This window comes from Noviherbaspirillum pedocola, from assembly GCF_016632335.1.
In the GTDB taxonomy this organism is placed as follows: domain Bacteria; phylum Pseudomonadota; class Gammaproteobacteria; order Burkholderiales; family Burkholderiaceae_D; genus Noviherbaspirillum_A; species Noviherbaspirillum_A pedocola.
Genome location: NZ_JAEPBG010000004.1, coordinates 284,673 through 300,227 on the forward strand (window position 1 = coordinate 284,673; position 15,555 = coordinate 300,227).

The 15,555-nt window shown below is 67.0% G+C and carries 14 protein-coding genes; 10 read left to right on the forward strand and 4 right to left on the reverse strand.

The window, feature by feature from the left end; genetic code table 11:
- Positions 1–16: 16 nt before the first annotated feature.
- The 4 genes from JJB74_RS12210 to JJB74_RS12225 form a co-directional block, all read right to left on the reverse strand.
- Positions 17–730, reverse strand: a complete 714-nt coding sequence (locus JJB74_RS12210) for an SDR family oxidoreductase (RefSeq protein WP_200592141.1) — start codon at positions 728–730, stop codon at positions 17–19.
- A 58-nt stretch (positions 731–788) separates the two neighbouring features.
- On the reverse strand, positions 789–1,973 hold the full coding sequence (locus JJB74_RS12215; protein ID WP_200592142.1) for an ABC transporter substrate-binding protein: 1,185 nt from the start codon (positions 1,971–1,973) through the stop codon (positions 789–791).
- A gap of 132 nt (positions 1,974–2,105) precedes the next feature.
- Entirely contained in the window at positions 2,106–4,676 is a 2,571-nt protein-coding gene (locus JJB74_RS12220) for a branched-chain amino acid ABC transporter ATP-binding protein/permease (RefSeq protein ID WP_200592143.1), read from the reverse strand.
- On the reverse strand, positions 4,673–5,548 hold the full coding sequence (locus JJB74_RS12225; RefSeq protein WP_200592144.1) for a branched-chain amino acid ABC transporter permease: 876 nt from the start codon (positions 5,546–5,548) through the stop codon (positions 4,673–4,675). Before JJB74_RS12225 ends, JJB74_RS12220 begins: the two co-directional genes overlap by 4 nt.
- A 287-nt stretch (positions 5,549–5,835) precedes the next feature.
- On the opposite strand from JJB74_RS12225, the gene JJB74_RS12230 reads away from it, so the two are divergent.
- The 10 genes from JJB74_RS12230 to JJB74_RS12275 all read left to right on the forward strand — a co-directional run bounded on the left by JJB74_RS12230 (position 5,836) and on the right by JJB74_RS12275 (position 15,546).
- Positions 5,836–6,789, forward strand: coding sequence for a polysaccharide deacetylase family protein (locus JJB74_RS12230; RefSeq protein ID WP_200592145.1), 954 nt, complete (start codon positions 5,836–5,838; stop codon positions 6,787–6,789).
- A gap of 70 nt (positions 6,790–6,859) precedes the next feature.
- Positions 6,860–7,594, forward strand: coding sequence for a GntR family transcriptional regulator (locus JJB74_RS12235; RefSeq protein WP_200592146.1), 735 nt, complete (start codon positions 6,860–6,862; stop codon positions 7,592–7,594).
- A 2-nt stretch (positions 7,595–7,596) separates the two neighbouring features.
- Entirely contained in the window at positions 7,597–8,520 is a 924-nt protein-coding gene (locus JJB74_RS12240) for a LysR family transcriptional regulator (RefSeq protein WP_200592147.1), read from the forward strand.
- Positions 8,521–8,596: 76 nt separating this feature from the next.
- Entirely contained in the window at positions 8,597–9,712 is a 1,116-nt protein-coding gene (atzD, locus tag JJB74_RS12245; protein ID WP_234484131.1) for a cyanuric acid amidohydrolase, read from the forward strand.
- Complete coding sequence (locus tag JJB74_RS12250; protein ID WP_200592149.1) at positions 9,712–11,199, forward strand: amidase; 1,488 nt, start codon at positions 9,712–9,714, stop codon at positions 11,197–11,199. The genes atzD and JJB74_RS12250 overlap by 1 nt, the downstream gene beginning before the upstream one ends.
- Positions 11,196–12,440, forward strand: coding sequence for an FAD-dependent monooxygenase (locus tag JJB74_RS12255; RefSeq protein ID WP_234484132.1), 1,245 nt, complete (start codon positions 11,196–11,198; stop codon positions 12,438–12,440). The genes JJB74_RS12250 and JJB74_RS12255 overlap by 4 nt, the downstream gene beginning before the upstream one ends.
- A complete protein-coding gene (locus tag JJB74_RS12260) occupies positions 12,437–12,937 on the forward strand; it encodes a VOC family protein (protein ID WP_200592150.1) in 501 nt (166 codons plus the stop codon). Before JJB74_RS12255 ends, JJB74_RS12260 begins: the two co-directional genes overlap by 4 nt.
- A gap of 10 nt (positions 12,938–12,947) precedes the next feature.
- Positions 12,948–13,919, forward strand: a complete 972-nt coding sequence (locus JJB74_RS12265; RefSeq protein ID WP_200592151.1) for an ABC transporter substrate-binding protein — start codon at positions 12,948–12,950, stop codon at positions 13,917–13,919.
- Positions 13,919–14,782 carry an ABC transporter ATP-binding protein gene (locus JJB74_RS12270; protein WP_234484133.1) on the forward strand — a complete coding sequence of 288 codons (864 nt, stop codon included), beginning with the start codon at positions 13,919–13,921 and terminating at the stop codon, positions 14,780–14,782. The genes JJB74_RS12265 and JJB74_RS12270 overlap by 1 nt, the downstream gene beginning before the upstream one ends.
- Positions 14,779–15,546: an ABC transporter permease gene (locus JJB74_RS12275; protein WP_200592152.1), complete on the forward strand. Its 768-nt coding sequence runs from the start codon at positions 14,779–14,781 to the stop codon at positions 15,544–15,546. Before JJB74_RS12270 ends, JJB74_RS12275 begins: the two co-directional genes overlap by 4 nt.
- Positions 15,547–15,555 lie beyond the last annotated feature (9 nt).

Here is a 15,555-nt window from a genome sequence, read left to right on the forward strand (position 1 = left end):
CTGCGAGTGCGCATCGCTAGACGAGCGCATCGCCGCCGTCGACGCATATCGTCGCGCCGGTCGAGTAAGGATTGGCGGCCGCATACAGGATGGCGGCCGCGATGTCTTCCGGCTGTCCGATCCGGCCGGCGGGAAACCGTGCCGCCGCATCGGCATACTTCGCCGCGCGCGCCGCCTCATCGAGCTTGTTCCACAGCGGCGTATCGGTCACGCTCGGCGACACCACGTTGACCCGCACCGGCGCCAGTTCCAGCGCAAGCCCGCGCGCGAGTCCTTCCAGCGCGGCATTGATCGCTCCCTGGAGCACGGCGTTCCTGCTCGGCCTGCGGCTGAAGACGCCGGACACCAGCGTCAGCGAGCCGCCCGGCCCGATGCTGCAGGCGCGGGCAACGTGATAGGCGCCCCAAAACTTGCTGTCCATCGCTGCGTACGCATCCTCGATATCGAGTTCGCGGATGGTCCCGCTCTTCGTCGCCGCTGCGGTGACCACGACATGGTCCCAGGCGCCGCATGCACGGAAATAGTCCTGCACCGCGTGGACGTCAGTGATGTCGAGCCGCGCGCCCAGGGCTCGTGGTCCGAGCGCGCGTACCGCTGCGTCGAGCTTGTCCGGGGAGCGCGCGGCGACCGTCACGCAGGCGCCGGCGTCCGCGGCCGCACGCGCGGTCGCAAGCCCGATGCCGGAGCTGCCGCCGATGACCAGGACGCGGGAGTTCGTGAATGTCCTCATGCTTGTCCTCTCTGTGCTACGACGCCGTCCGGCACCAGTGCCATGGTCGATGACTTGCCTATTTCGTCATCCCGACCGGAAGGATGCGGTTGTCGATGAACTGGGCCCACACATAGTCGTTCTCGTTGAGCGCGTCATGGTTGGACGCGTTGAACGGCTTCACATAGGTCTTGATCACGCCTTCATACCGATCGATGTTGTCCAGGCCTTCGCGGATCGCCTCATGCTCGGCCGAGCCCTTTGCGGCGATGGCCTTGGCCACCAGATGCATGCCGTCATAGGCGTTTGCCACGCCGATCGCGGCCGGGATGTCGTCCGGACCCTTGATGGCGGGATACTTTGCCTTCAGTTCCGCGAGCAGCTTTTCGCCCTGCGGCGACTGCTTGCCGAAGAAACTGTAGGTCTGCACGAAGTGGACGTTCTTCGCGCTCGGGCCCGCGAGCTCGGTGAAACGCCCGGTGGCCGGGCCCCAGTGCGATACGACCGGCACCTTCCAGCCCATGCGGTCCAGGGACTTCACCACCTGCGCCGCAGGTCCGACATTGCCGACGAGGTACAAGGTATCCGCGCCGGCGGCCTTCAGCCGGGTCAGCTGCGGCACCACATCGACGTCGCTGCCTTCGAACTTCTCGATGCCCGCGGGCTTCATGCCCTTTTCGGCAAGCGCGGCGGTCAAGCCTTTCTCATTCGACTCGCCCCACGGATTGTTCACCAGGATCAGACCGGCTTTGGACGCATGAAAGTTCTTTTGCGCGTATTGCACCATCGCCTTGTCCACCAGCTCGTCCACCGCCGACACGCGGAACGCGTAGTTCGGGTTGGCGCCGTTCCTGGTGATGCCGGTGCCTGCGGCCCATGGCCCCATGAACGGGGTCTTGGCCTGATTCATCAACGGGACGATCGCCATCGATACCGGCGTATCCAGGCCGCCGAAGACGACCGCGACCTTTTCCTTGTAGATGAGTTCGCGCGCGGCGATCACTCCCTTGGCCGGATTGCTCTCGTCATCGCGGCTCACCAGCTCGAGCTTGCGTCCGCCCAGGAGGCCGCCGCTGGCATTGATGTCATCGATCGCCACGGCCAATCCGCGCGCGATCGCTTCGCCGCCCTGGGCGGATTGCCCCGACAGGGCAGTGACGAGGCCGATACGGATCGGTTCGGCGGCATGCGCGGCCGGCAGCACGGCGGTGGCGACGAGAGCCGCGCAGGAAGCGATGAAGGTGCGACGCGGTAGAAAGCTCATGATGACTCCTCGGGCAAGTGGAAAGGAAAAAAGGGACTGCCGTCGCTTCATGGGAGCGCCATGGCATCGCGACAGAATCGTGCAGGCATGCACATGCACCGCACCGGAAACGACAGTGCCGGAGCATGGAGTTCAGTGGCCGCCAAGATAGGCCTCGGCAAGCCGGTTGTTCGCGGCGATTTCCATCGCCGTTCCCTGCGCCGCGACGCGGCCGCCTTCAAGCACATAGGCACGGTCGGCGAGCGCCAGCGCCAGGGCAGCCATCTGGTCGACCAGCAGGATCGTCATGTTCTCCGCACGCAGGCGGTCCAGCGCGGCAAACAGTTCGGCGATCACCTTGGGCGCCAGGCCGAGCGAGGGTTCGTCGAGCAGCATCGCCTTCGGGCGCGACATCAGGCCGCGCGCCACCGCGAGCATTTGCTGTTCGCCGCCGGACAGCAGCCCGGCACGCTGGTGCAGTCTTTCGCGCAGGCGTGGAAAGCGCTCCAGCATTTCCTCGACCCGGCTTTCCCTGTCCTGCGGGTACAGGAAGGCGCCGAGGCGCAGGTTGTCGAGCACCGACAACTCCTTGAACACCTGCCGGCCTTCGGGCACCAGCACCAGGCCGCGCGCGACGATGGCATCCGGCGAGAGGCCGGAGATATCCGCGCCATCGAAATGCATACCGCCCTTGACCGGGCGGTGCAGCCCGGCGAGCGAGCGCATCAATGTCGATTTGCCCGCGCCATTGGCTCCCAGCAGCGCCACCAGTTCGCCCTGCCTGACCTGCAGGCTGACTTCCTCGAGCACCGGAGCGGCACCGTAGCCGGTGACCAGCTTGCCCACGCCCAGCAATTCCCTGCCGATCGCGGCCGTGCCCGTTCGCGAGCGCAGCGCGCCGACGCCCATAGCCGGATCGCCGAGATAAGCCTGGCGCACCGATGCATCGTTCTGTATCTCGGACGGGCTCCCCGCAGCCAGGCGCTGGCCGGCGTCGAGCACCACGATGTGCTCGCAGACTTCCATGACCAGCGGCATATCGTGTTCGACCACCACCACGCTGACGCCCGCGGCCGCGACGCGGCGCAATAGCGCGGACAGGCTGCGCTTGTCTTCGGCCGACAGGCCCGCCGCGGGTTCGTCGAGCAGCAGCACGTCGGGATCGGTGGCCAGCGCGCGCGCGATTTCCACCAGGCGCTTGTCGACATGGGCCAGATCTGCCGCCGGCAAATCCGGCGCGCCGCGATAGCCGCAGAACTGCAGCAGCGCGCGGCTGCGTGCGCGCACGTGCGGCGCGTGAAAGCGCACGGCATCGAGCAGATGTCCTAGGCGGCCTCGGCACATTGCCAGCGCGACGTTGTCTTCCACGCTCAGGCTGCTGAACAGCTCGGAGGTCTGGTAGGTACGGGCAATGCCGCGCCGCGCGATGTCGACCGCGCTCCTTCCCTGCAGCGCTTCATCGCCGAGATGAAAGCCGCCGCCGCTGGGCTGGTAATAGCCGCTGAGCATGTTGAGAACGGTAGTCTTGCCCGCGCCATTGGGCCCGATCAGCCCATTGACGGCGGCGGGTCGCATGGCGAAGCTGACCTCGCTGGCCGCCCGCACGCCGCCGAACACCATGCTGAGCGATTCGGCGCGCAATGCGCGACGCTGGCGCGGCGCAAGAACCGCTTCCGGGTTCGCCATGTTCAGCGTGTCGCCGGGTCGCGCCCCCGCCTGCGCATGACGGCGCAGGCGACGGTGCAGCGCGCCGACGATGCCTTGCGGCGCAATCCACAGCACGACCAGCAGCAGCGCGCCGAATACCAGCAGCCGGTACTGCGCGAGTCCGGCCAGCAGTTCGGGCAGGATGCCGACGATGACGGCGCCCGCCAGCGGTCCCGCGACCGTGCCGGCGCCGCCTATCACGACGACCAGCACGAAGAGTATGGATTGCATGAAGCCGAAACTGTCCGGCGTCACGAAGCCCGACAGCGGCGCGAACAGTCCGCCCGCCAGGCCGGCGAGCAAGGCCGATACCGCGAAGGCAGTGGTCTTGATCACCAGCGGATTGAGGCCGATCGACTCGGATGCGGTTTCGCTGTCCATCACCGCGCGCATGGCCGCGCCCCAGGTGCCGCGGGACAAGCGCGTGAACCCGGCGACGAGCACCATCACGGCAGCCACCGCCAGCAGCGCGATGCCCTGTTCGGTGGACAGGCCGCCGAAGGAAGGCGCCGGTATGCCCATGATGCCGTTCTGTCCGCCGGTCACGCTGCGCATCTCGATGATCGCGTGCTGCACGATGAAGCTGAACGCGATGGTGATCATCGCCAGGTAAGGGCCCTTGACCCGCAGCGCCGGCAGCGCAAGCAGCATGCCCAGCGCACCCGCCACCAGGGCCGCGATCGGCCAGGCCAGCCAGAAGCTCCAGCCCAGCGTGGCCTCAAGTATCGCGACCACATACGCGCCCACCGCGTAGAAGCCGACATGCCCGAACGAAACCTGGCCGGTAAGGCCGAACAGCACGTTCAGGCCAATGCCGACGATGGCGGTCAGCATGACGTTGGCCAGCACGAAGACGTAGTAGCTGTTCAGCGTGAGCGCCAGTCCGAAGGCGGCGGCGAAGGCGATCGCCCAGAGCACGAGCTCGGCCGGCGTGCCCAGGCCGAGCAGCCGCCCCCTGGGCGCCCGGGTATCGGCGCGCGTGTCGCGTGCGGCAAGCAGGATGGACGAGGGCTTCATACCTTTTTCACCTCTTTTCTGCCGAACAGGCCGTTGGGACGCAGCGCAAGCATGACGATCACCAGCGCAAAGCTGATGATCTGGGTGTAGCCGGAACCCAGCGTAGCCGTCACCAGCGCCTCGACGATGCCGAACAGCAGTCCGGCCAGCATCACGCCCCATGCGCTGCCGATGCCGCCGAGGATCGCCGCTGAAAACGCCTTGAGGCCGAACAGCGTGCCCATGTCGGCATTCACATTGAACAGCGGCGCGATCAGCACGCCGGCCACGCCCGCCAGCAGCGTCGACAGCGCGAACGCCGCGGTGACGACGCGCCTGATCGGTATGCCCATCAATTGCGCGGCCGCGCGGTTCTGCACCACGGCCAGCATCGCGACGCCCCAGCGGGTGCGGCGCGCCACCGTGCTCAGAAGAGCGGCCAGCGCCAGGCCGAGCAGCGGGATCAGCAGATGCAGGGGATAGATGCCCAGGCCGAGTCCGCCGATATCGACAGGCGTATTCGCCAGCGGCGAGGGCAGGCTGCGCGGCTCCTTGCCGAAGGTGTGCAGCACCAGGTTGTCCAGCACGATGCCCAGCGCCACGGTGGCGATCAGCCAGGCATTCGAGCCGCGGCTGGCGAAGGGACGCACCGCCAGCGCCTCGACCAGCGCCCCATATGCCGCGCACAGCGCCAACGCGATCGGGATCGCCAGCCACATCGGCCATCCCAGCGTTTGCGCAAAGCTGTAGCAGAGCACCGCGCCAAGCATCATGGAGCTGCCCTGCGCGAAATTGACGGTGCCGGAAACCGCATAGGTGATGTAGAAGCCGAGGGCCATCAGGCCATACATGCTTCCCAGGCTGAAACCGCTGATGAGGGCCGATAACAGCATGAATCAGCTCCTCGCTTGCACTTCATGAGGCGGCACATCGGCGCGCCGGGCAAAGCAGTTCATGGTGGTTCCCCTTGAAACGTTGCAACGGGTTGGCTTTCCCGGCACGACTTATGCAAAGCCCATGCCATCGCAACAGAAAACAGGCTGCTTTGCCGGCAATCAGACGGAGCGATTCGCAGCAATCGCATTCAACGTTCCGCTGCGATGCCCGCCGGCAGTGCGCGCTCATGCAAGAAAACGATGCACGACGCACCCTCTTTGAACATGGACCTGGACCTTCAAGCATGAAGAACAACGACTTCGGACCGCTTCCCACGCACGACCGCTTTCCCTATTCCGCGATCGGCGCGCGGCCGCGCTACCGCTGGCCCAACGGCGCCGGGCTGGCTGTCTACATCGGCTTCAATATCGAGCACTTCGCTTTCGGCGAAGGCATGGGCGCCAGGCTGGGCCCGGCGTGCCCGGAACCGGATGTGCTGAATTACTCCTGGCGCGAATACGGCAATCGCGTTGGCGCCTGGCGCTGCCTCGAGATGTTCGATGCGCTCGGCCTGCCTGCCGGCGTGCTGGCCAACACCGCGCTCTACGATCACTGCCCCGAGCTGCTCGAGGCCTGCGTGCGGCGCGGCGACGAGCTCATCGGCCACGGGCATACCAATGCGATGCAGCAGGGCACGCTGCCCGAGCCCGATGAGCGTCTGTTGCTCGAGCATTGCCGCGAGCGCATGCGCGCGTCGAGCGGCAAGGCGCCGGCCGGATGGCTGTCGCCATGGATCTCGGAGAGCCGGGTCACACCCGATCTCCTTGCCGAGACCGGCTATCGATATACGCTGAACTGGGCCCACGACGATCAGCCGATACGCATGCGCACCCGCAGCGGCAAGACCCTCTGGTCGATTCCGTATCCGCAGGAAATCAACGACATCCCGATGATCATCGCCCGGCAAATGGATGGACGGGACTTCGCCGCGATGATCACGGACCACTTCGATGAAATGCTGGAGCAGTCCCGTCGCGAACCGCTGGTGATGGGAATCGCGCTGCATCCCTACCTGGTCGGCCAGCCCTATCGCCTGCGCCATCTGCGGCGCGCGCTCGAGCATGTGTGCCGCGCGCGCGACCGCGGCGACATCTGGTTCACCACGCCGGGAGCCGTTTGCGATCATGTCGATGCGCTCGGTCTTGCGGAAGCCGGCAGCGACACCGCGCATCGCGTCCTGATGAAAGGCGCCGCATGACTTCCCTGGCGCCCCAGCAAACGATGCAGCCGGATTCCCGGTGTCCGGATGAACCGGCGATGACAAGACGATGAAAAGACACCCCAGGCTCGTAGCCGCCCCTGATGCCGAACCTGCGTCCACCGAAAGCGCGGACGCTGCCGCGCAGCGGGTTTACCAGACCATCTTCGACAGCGTGATGAGCCAGCGCCTGTTGCCCGGAACGAAGCTGCCGGAAGCGGCGCTGTGCGAGCTGTTCCATGTCGGGCGGACCACCGTGCAGAAGGCGCTGCAGCGACTGGCGCATGAATACATCGTCGAGCTGCGCCCGAACCGCGGCGCGATGGTGGCCATGCCCACGCCGCAGGAAATGCGCGAGATCTTCGAGGCGCGCCAGGCTCTGGAGGCGGCCATTCTGGGGCTGGCGGCGCGCAACGCCACCGACGAGGACCTGGCGCGGCTGCATGTCCACCTGGAACGCGAGCATGCGGTCATGCATACCTGGAGGCAGGCCGAATGGGCGCGGCTGGCGAGCGACTTCCACCTGCGCGTCGCCGAGCTGTCCCATAACGCCATCCTGCAGCGCTACCTGGCCGAGTTGCTGTCTCGCTGCTCGCTGATCGTGGCCTTGCATGAGCCCGGCGGACATGCTTCCTGCGAGCATGAGGAACATGCCGGCATCGTTGCCTGCCTGGAGCGGCGCGACGCCGAGGGCGCGGTGCGCGCGATGCAGGCGCACCTGGCGGTGCTGGAGCAGCGCATACAGCTCGACAGTGAAGGTTCGGGCAAGAACCTGGCGCGCATGCTCGGCTTCGACGAGCGATGACCATGCTGCATCCGCCGCGGCTTTACGTGTATCTCGATGCGGTGGCCCGCGCCGGGTCGATCCGCAAGGCAGCCGAACAGCTGCATGTGGCCTCGACGGCGCTGAACCGCAGAATCCTCGAGGCCGAGCAGGCGCTGGGCACGCCCCTGTTCGAGAGATTGCCGCGCGGCGTGCGGCTGACAGCGGCCGGCGAAGTCATGCTTTCCTTCGTACGGCGCAGCCTGGCGGAGCTGGAATCCGCCACCAGCCATATCGAGCAGCTGCGCGGCCTGATGCGCGGCACGGTGCGGCTGGCCTGCGCCGAATCGGTGGGCACGGATATCGTGCCGCGCATCGTCGCGCTCTGGCAGGCCCGGCATCCGGGCGTGCAATTCCGCCTGCAGGTGGGCGGCACCCAGAGCCTGGTGGCGGCCCTGCTCGACGACGAGGTCGAGCTCGTGGCCGCGCATGACCCGCCGCCGCATCCGCAACTCGAGGTGCTGGCCGACATGGCGCAGCCGCTGCATGTGATGATGCGTCCCGATCATCCGCTCGCCGCGCGCGGCAGCCTCAAGCTGGCGGATTGCCAGGCCTATCCGGTCGCCCTTGGCGACGCCTCGTTCGGCAGCCGGCGCCTGCTGGATGCGCATGTGGCGCGCTCGCGCCTGCGGCTGCAGGTGGTGCTTGAGTCCGGTTCGGTGGAAACCATCAAGGCCTACGCGCGCCATGGCGGCGCGCTGTGCTTTCAGTTCGAAGCCGGCACGCGGCGCGACTGCGCGCTGGGCGAGCTGGCGAGCGTGCCGCTGAGCGACGCCGCGCTGGCCGGCAGCCGGCTGCAACTGGCGGTGCGGGCCGGGCGCAGCCTGCCGATCGCGGCGATGAAGTTTGCCGAAGCCTTGCAAGCCGAGTTGTTCCGGGTTCAGCGGCATTCCGACCTGCCCGCATGAGCGCACACAATTTGCGCTCGCTGCGATCGAAATTCGGCGCTACCTGCGCGCACTCGGCATGCCGGAAGATGGGCACATGAGAACCGATGTCCACCTCCTTTCCATGGCCCATCCGGGCGACGTCTCCGCCCTGGATGCCCTTATCCGCAGCGGCGCGATTTGCGCGGCACGGATCGTCGCCGTCATCGGCAAGACCGAAGGCAATGGCGGCGTCAACGATTTCACGCGCGCCTATTTCACCCAGTCGCTGATGCACCTGCTTGCACGGCATCTCGGGGACGAGCCGGCGCGCTTGGCCGCGCGCATCCCGTGCATCCTGTCCGGCGGCACCGAGGGCGTGCTGAGCCCGCACTATGTCGTCTTCTGCCGCGATCAAGCGACGGGCGATGACGATGGCGAAGGCGGCGCGCTCGCGCTCGGGCTGGCCTTCAGCGAAGCCACCCCGACCGAGCGCATCGGTCGCGCCAGCCATGCACGCCAGGTCGCCGACGCGGTGCGCGCGGCCATGCGCGATGCCGGCATCGAACGCACGAGCGATGTGCATTTCGTGCAGGTCAAGACGCCGTGCATCACGGTTGCGCGCGCCGAAGAAGCGCGTGCGCGCGGCGTCGAGCCCGTCACCGGCGACCCGAACCGCGCGATGGCCTATGCCAGGGCCGCCGGCGCGCTCGGCGTGGCGCTCGCGCTCGGGGAAATCGACGATGACGTGCTGAGCGACGCCGCGCTGCTGCGCGACATGCATCTCCATTCGGATCGCGCCAGCGTGTCTTCCGGCGTCGAGATCGCCGGCAATGAAGTCATCGTGCTGGGCAACAGTCCGCGCTGCAACGGCCCTTATCGGATCGCGCACCGGCCGATGCGCGACGCGCTCGATATCCATGCCGTGGTGGATGTGCTTGCCGAGCTTGGCCTGCAGGCGTCGCCGCAGATCGATGGCGCAAGCCTGCAACGCATTGCCGGCGTGTTCGTCAAGTGCGAGCCGCAGCGCCAGGGCCGGGTGCGCGCTTCGCGCCACACCATGCTGGACGACACCGACATCAATGCCCAGCGCCATGTGCGCGGCGCGGTCGGCGGGCTGGTGGCAGGCGTGATCGGCGATGGCCGCATCTTCGTCTCGGGCGGCGCCGAGCACCAGGGACCGGACGGCGGCGGCCTGGTCGCCGTCATCGCCAATACGGCACGAGACGACTGATGCGAGCCGAGCCGTGGATGCTGTCAGCCTCCGCGCTTGCGCGGGCTTATCGCGACGGCGACTTGTCGCCGGTGCAGGCGCTGCAATCGGTGCTTGCGCGCATGGATGCGGTCAATCCGGCGATCAATGCTGTCGTCACCTGCGACCGCGAGGCCGCGCTCGCGGCTGCCGCGCGCAGCCAGGCGCGCTGGCGCGAGGGCAGGGCGCTGTCCGCGCTGGACGGCGTTCCCTTTACCGTGAAGGACAATCTCGCCACCGCCGGCATGCGCTCGACCTTTGGCAGCAGGCTGTACGCCGACCATGTCCCCGACAGCGACGAGCTGCCGGTGGCGCGCCTGCTGGGCGCGGGAGCGGTGTTGCTGGGCAAGACCAATGTGCCGGAGCTGGCGCTGCACGGCTATACCGACAATGCCCTGTTCGGCGTCACCCGCAACCCCTGGAATACCGCGCTCACGCCCGGCGGCTCCAGCGGCGGCGCGGCCGCGGCCGTGGCTGCCGGCATCGCGCCGCTGGCGCTGGCCACCGACGGCGGCGGATCGATCCGCCGCCCGTGCGCGCATACCGGCTGCGTCGGCCTGAAACCCGGCACGGGCCGCGTGCCGCGCAGCGGCGGCTTTCCGGTGTTCCTGCACGATTTCGAAGTGGCCGGCCCGATCGCGCGTTGCGTCGACGACCTGATCCTTGCAATGCACGCCTTGTCGCCATCCTCGTCGCAAGATGCCCGCTCGGCGGTCTTTGCCGACATGCCGTTCTCGGCCGCGCCGCATGTGAGCGCGGCGCGCATCGCGTTGATCGATGCGCTCGGTGATGCGCCAGTGGATGCCGAAAGCGCGCAGGCGGCAGAGGAGGCGCTGCGCTCGCTTGCCGCCCTGGGACACCGGCCGGTGTCATTGCCGCCGGCGCAGCGCGCAGCCCTGGTGCGCGCGATCACCGCGATCAACGAGGATGCCTGGCCCGTGCTCAGCACGAGCGGCCTGGCATGGCTGATGGCGACGCATTTCCCAGGGCGCGAGTCCGCGCTGTCGCCGCCGCTGGCAGTCCTGCTGGAGCAGGGCCGCGCGCGCAGCGGGGTCGACATGATGCGCGCCCTGGAGGCGATACGCCATCTGCGCCAGACGCTGGCGCAAGTGTTGCACGACATCGATTGCCTGTTGCTGCCGTCGGCGGCAAGCCAGCCGTGGCAGGCGGCCGAACCGCATCCGCCTGACATTGCCGGCCAGCCGGTCGGTCCGCGCGGTCACGCGATTTTCACCGCCTTCGTCAATGCCGCCGGCCTGCCAGCCGTGGCGCTGCCCGTCGGCATGAGCACGGGCGGCATGCCGCTGGGCGTGCAGCTGGTCGGCCGTCACGGCGCCGACGGCTGGCTCTGCGCACTTGGCCGCCAGCTCGAAGGGACGCATCAGTTTGAACCGCTGTGGCGCCGCCATGCGACGCACGAAGCCGGTGCAGGCGCACCTGGCATGCAATCCGCTAGAGAGAACGCATGAACATGACTTCCGCTACTTCCCCTTCCTCATTCGCTGCACGTCCGCTGCGCATCGTCATCGTCGGGGCCGGCGTGGCCGGCTGCATCGTCGCGCGCCTTCTGGCGGGACGCAGCGATGTGGAAGTCATCTGCCTCGAGCGCGTCGCGCGCGACGATCACAGCGAGGCCGGCACCGGCCTGAACATCGGGCCCAACGCGATCAAGCTGCTGCGCGCGCGCGATCCGGCGCTGGCTGATGCCATCGCTGCCGCGAGCTGGCCCTGGAAGACCTGGCGCACGTCGCTGACCGATGGCACGGAACTGTTCTCCCTGCCTCTAGCCGAAGTCGCCGATAACGATGGCGTGCGCATACGCTGGTCCGAGCTGTATCGGGTGCTGCGCGTGGCTGCCGGCGATGCGGTCCGCTATGGCGTGGAGATCACCGACATCGGGCGCGGCGTTGACGGCCGCTGCCGCCTGCGCTATGAAGCCGATGGGCAGACCCAGCAGCTCGACGACATCGACTTGCTCATTGGCGCCGACGGCCGCTATTCCGCGACGCGTCGCGCGCTGTCGGGCGCGCCGGCGATGCGCCAGGTCGGCGTGGCGATCTTCCGCCTGCTGGTGCCGGACAGCGCGGGCGGACTCATCGACGATTACGAGCAGTGGTTCAACGGCGCGCACCGGCTGCTGGCGTTCAGGGTGCCTCCCGGCCATGTCTACATCGCCGGCACCTTTCCCTTGCGTCCCGACCACGAGATCGGCGCGCACGACAAGTCGGCCGATGCATTGCGCCGCTATTACCTGCCGCCGAACGCCGCGCCGAGCGCGCAGGCGCGCTGGCTGACCGAAACCCTGTGCGCCAATGTCGAGCAAATCCACTGGGCGCGCCTGCAGGAAACCGCGGTCAGTTACTGCGACGGCGCCGCGCCACTGCTCTACCTTGGCGACGCCGCGCACGGCATGGTGCCGACCCTGGGGCAGGGCGCGACCCAGGCGATCGAGGATGGCTGCGTGGCCGGCGCGCTGATCGCCGCAAGGCTCGCGGCGGGCAGCCGCGATATCGGCGAGTGGCTGCGCGCCTTCGAAACGCTACGGGCCGAGCGCATCCGTTTCGTGATGGATTTTTCGCTGGAAGCCAGCGACACCTTGTTCGCAGGCGCCGATCCGGTCGCAGGCGCGCTGAAAAAGATGGAGCCGCCGTTCCGCGCCAAGCTCGCCCGGCTGTATCGCGATGTCACGCCGCAGGGAGCAGGGGCATGAGCGGCGCCGCCATCCATGGCCTGTTTCATGTCGCGATCAAGACCGCGGACCTGGAAGCGACGCGCCGCTTCTACATCGACGTGCTTGGCCTGGTCGAAGTGCCCAGGCCCGACTTCGGCTATCCCGGCGCATGGCTGGCCTGCCCACACCCCGGCGGCGGCGCGATCGTGCACATCTATGCCGGCGGCCCGGCGCTCGGCACTGAAGGCCAGGCGCCGCAGGGCAGCGCCGCGATCGACCATCTGTCGCTGTCGTGCAGCGGCTTTGCGCAGTATCGCGAGCGCTTCGCCGCGCATGGCCTGGACTGGCGCGAGTTCCTGGTGCCCGGCACCAGCCTGTGGCAACTGTTCGTCTACGACCCGAGCGGCGTGCAGCTCGAACTGACTTTCGAAGGCCGCGCCGAACCCGGAGATCCGCCTGACATGTCGCCGTCTCGGGCCTATGTCGCCGGCTCCAGCTTCTTCGATCGGAACACCTATCCCCTGTTATCAGCCTGAAGGATTGCCCATGAAAATCTCCACTCTGTTCCGCTACGCCTTCAGCCTCGCCGCCGGCCTTGCCGCGATCTCGATCGCGCATGCGGACGACAAGGTGCGCGTCGGCGTATTCGCGTCCAGTTCGGCGCTTCCCTATTTCGTCGGCCTGGAGCGTGGCTACTTCAAGGAAGCCGGCATCGCTGTCGAAACGGTGACGCTGGCATCGGCGCCGCTGATCGTGCAATCGCTGGTTACCGGGGACATCGATGCCGCTTCCAACCTGGTGACGCTGGAAGGCGCGAACATCAGCCAGCGCCGCCCCAACACGCTGACCTACATCTCGCTCAACGGCCAGAATGCGCAGTACATCACGGAACAATTCGTGGTCAAGGCCGGCTCTGCCGCCAAGAGCCTGAAGGACCTGAAAGGCGCAAAACTGTTCTCGGCGCCAGGACCGGCCAATATCGGCACCGCGAAGGCGGTGCTCAAGGCGGCGGGACTGGAAGAGAACCGGGATTACACGATCCAGGAGCAGCAATTGTCGGTGCACCTGGGCGCGCTGCAGGCCGGCACCTTCGATGGCGGCTATACCCTCGAACCGGTGGCAAGCACCATGATCAAGCAGGGCGTGGCGCGCAGGCTCGAGGCTGGGTTGATTTCCACTTACCTGCTCGGCAACGCCTCGGCGCAGGCCTATGCCGCCGGCGGCGCGCTGTCCAACAAGCTCCTGGCCGAGCGGCCCGACGTAGCGGCCCGATTCGCGAAGGCCTGGGCCAAATCGGTGGCCGCGGCCAATACCGACCCGAGCGCGCGCGAACTGCTGGCCAAGGACATGAACGTGCCGGCGCAGCTTGCCTCGACCGTGCCGCTGGCCAATTTCGTCATGGTCAGGGACATGTCCGCATCGCAGAAGGCCGACTTCCAGAAATTCGTCGATATCGGCGTTGGCCTGGGCGTGGTCAAGGGCGCCATCGACACCGCTACCATCATCAAGGGGATGTGATGCGATTGCTGAAATCGATGCCGCAGCCACAGCCGGATCCGCGTGAACAGAACGGCGCCTGGCGCGGCCAGCAGGAGGGCAGGGACCTCGGACACCGCTGGTATGCGCCGGGCACGCACATCACGATCCGCGGACTGTGCAAGCGCTTCGGCGCACACACGCTGTACGAGGACTTCGACCTCGATATCCCGAAGGGCAAACTGATCTCGATCTTCGGTCCCAACGGTTGCGGCAAGAGCACGCTGATCAACATGATCGCCGGCATACTTCCGCATGACCGCGGGCAGATCCTGTTCGATGGCAAGGACGTGCATGAAACCCGCATCGGCTATGTCTTCCAGAATTACCGCGAAGCTGTCTTTCCCTGGATGCGCGCCATCGACAACATCCGCTATCCGCTCAAATACCTGAAGCTGTCGAAGGCGGAGAAGGAGAATCGCATCGATCAGCTGGTGCAGAGCTTCGATGTGAAGATCGACCTGAACAAGTATCCGTACCAGATGTCGGGCGGGCAGCAGCAGATGGTGTCCATCATGCGCTCGCTGGTGATCGAGCCGGAAGTGCTGTTCCTGGACGAGCCGTTTTCCGCACTGGACTACGAGATGACGCAATTCCTGCGCGAGAAGCTGCAGAAGGTCTTCATCGAGCGGCCGGTGACGACGCTCCTGGTGTCGCATGACCTGGATGAAGCGGTGTACCTGGCCGACTATGTGCTGCTGCTGTCGCGCAATCCGACCCGGATTGCCGACTTCGTTCCCTTCGACGCGCCGCGGCCGCGCAATGCGGAAACGACGCTGACGACGGACTTCATCCGCGTCAAGGGTCACAGCCTCGAGATATTCCAGCGCGAGGTGCGGAAATGACCGGCGGCCGCGCGCTCGCCGCGCGCTTCAAGCCCTTGCTCGGCCTGTGCCTGATGGTGGCCTTGTGGGAATTCGCTTTCCGGATGCGCCTGATCGACCCGGTGCTGCTGCCTTCGCCGGTGCAGGCGCTTTCTGCCTTCTGGCACGGGCTGCGCGAAGGCACGCTGTGGGTCGACTTCGAGCGCACCATCGTGCGCACCGCCAGCTCCTTCGGCATCGCGCTGGTGCTGGCCGTGCCGCTGGGTATCCTGCTGGGCTCGTCCGACAAGGTCTACCAGGCGCTGGAATTCCCGATTGATTTTTTCCGGTCCACGCCGGCATCGGCAATGTTCCCGCTGTTCCTGATCCTGTTCGGCAGCGGCGAAGGCACGAAGATCGCGGTTGCCGCCTTCGGCGCGGCGCTGGCGATTCTGTTCAATGTGGCCTATGGCGTGATGCATGCCCGCAAGCAGCGCCAGCTCGCGGCGCGCGTCATGGGCGCCTCGCGCCTGAAGGTGCTGACCGACGTGACCCTGTGGGAATGCCTGCCGCAGACTTTCGTGGGCATGCGCTCCGGCGTTTCCCTGGCGCTGGTCATCGTCATCGTGGCCGAGATGTTCATCGGTTCCACCGACGGGCTGGGACAGCGCATCCTGAAGTCGCAAATGGTGTTCGACATGCCGGACATGTATTCATCCATCTTCGCCGCCGGCGCACTCGGCTATGTCCTCAATCTGCTGTTCATCGTGGTCGAGCGGCGCTTCGTGCACTGGGGTGGCAAATAACAAATGAGG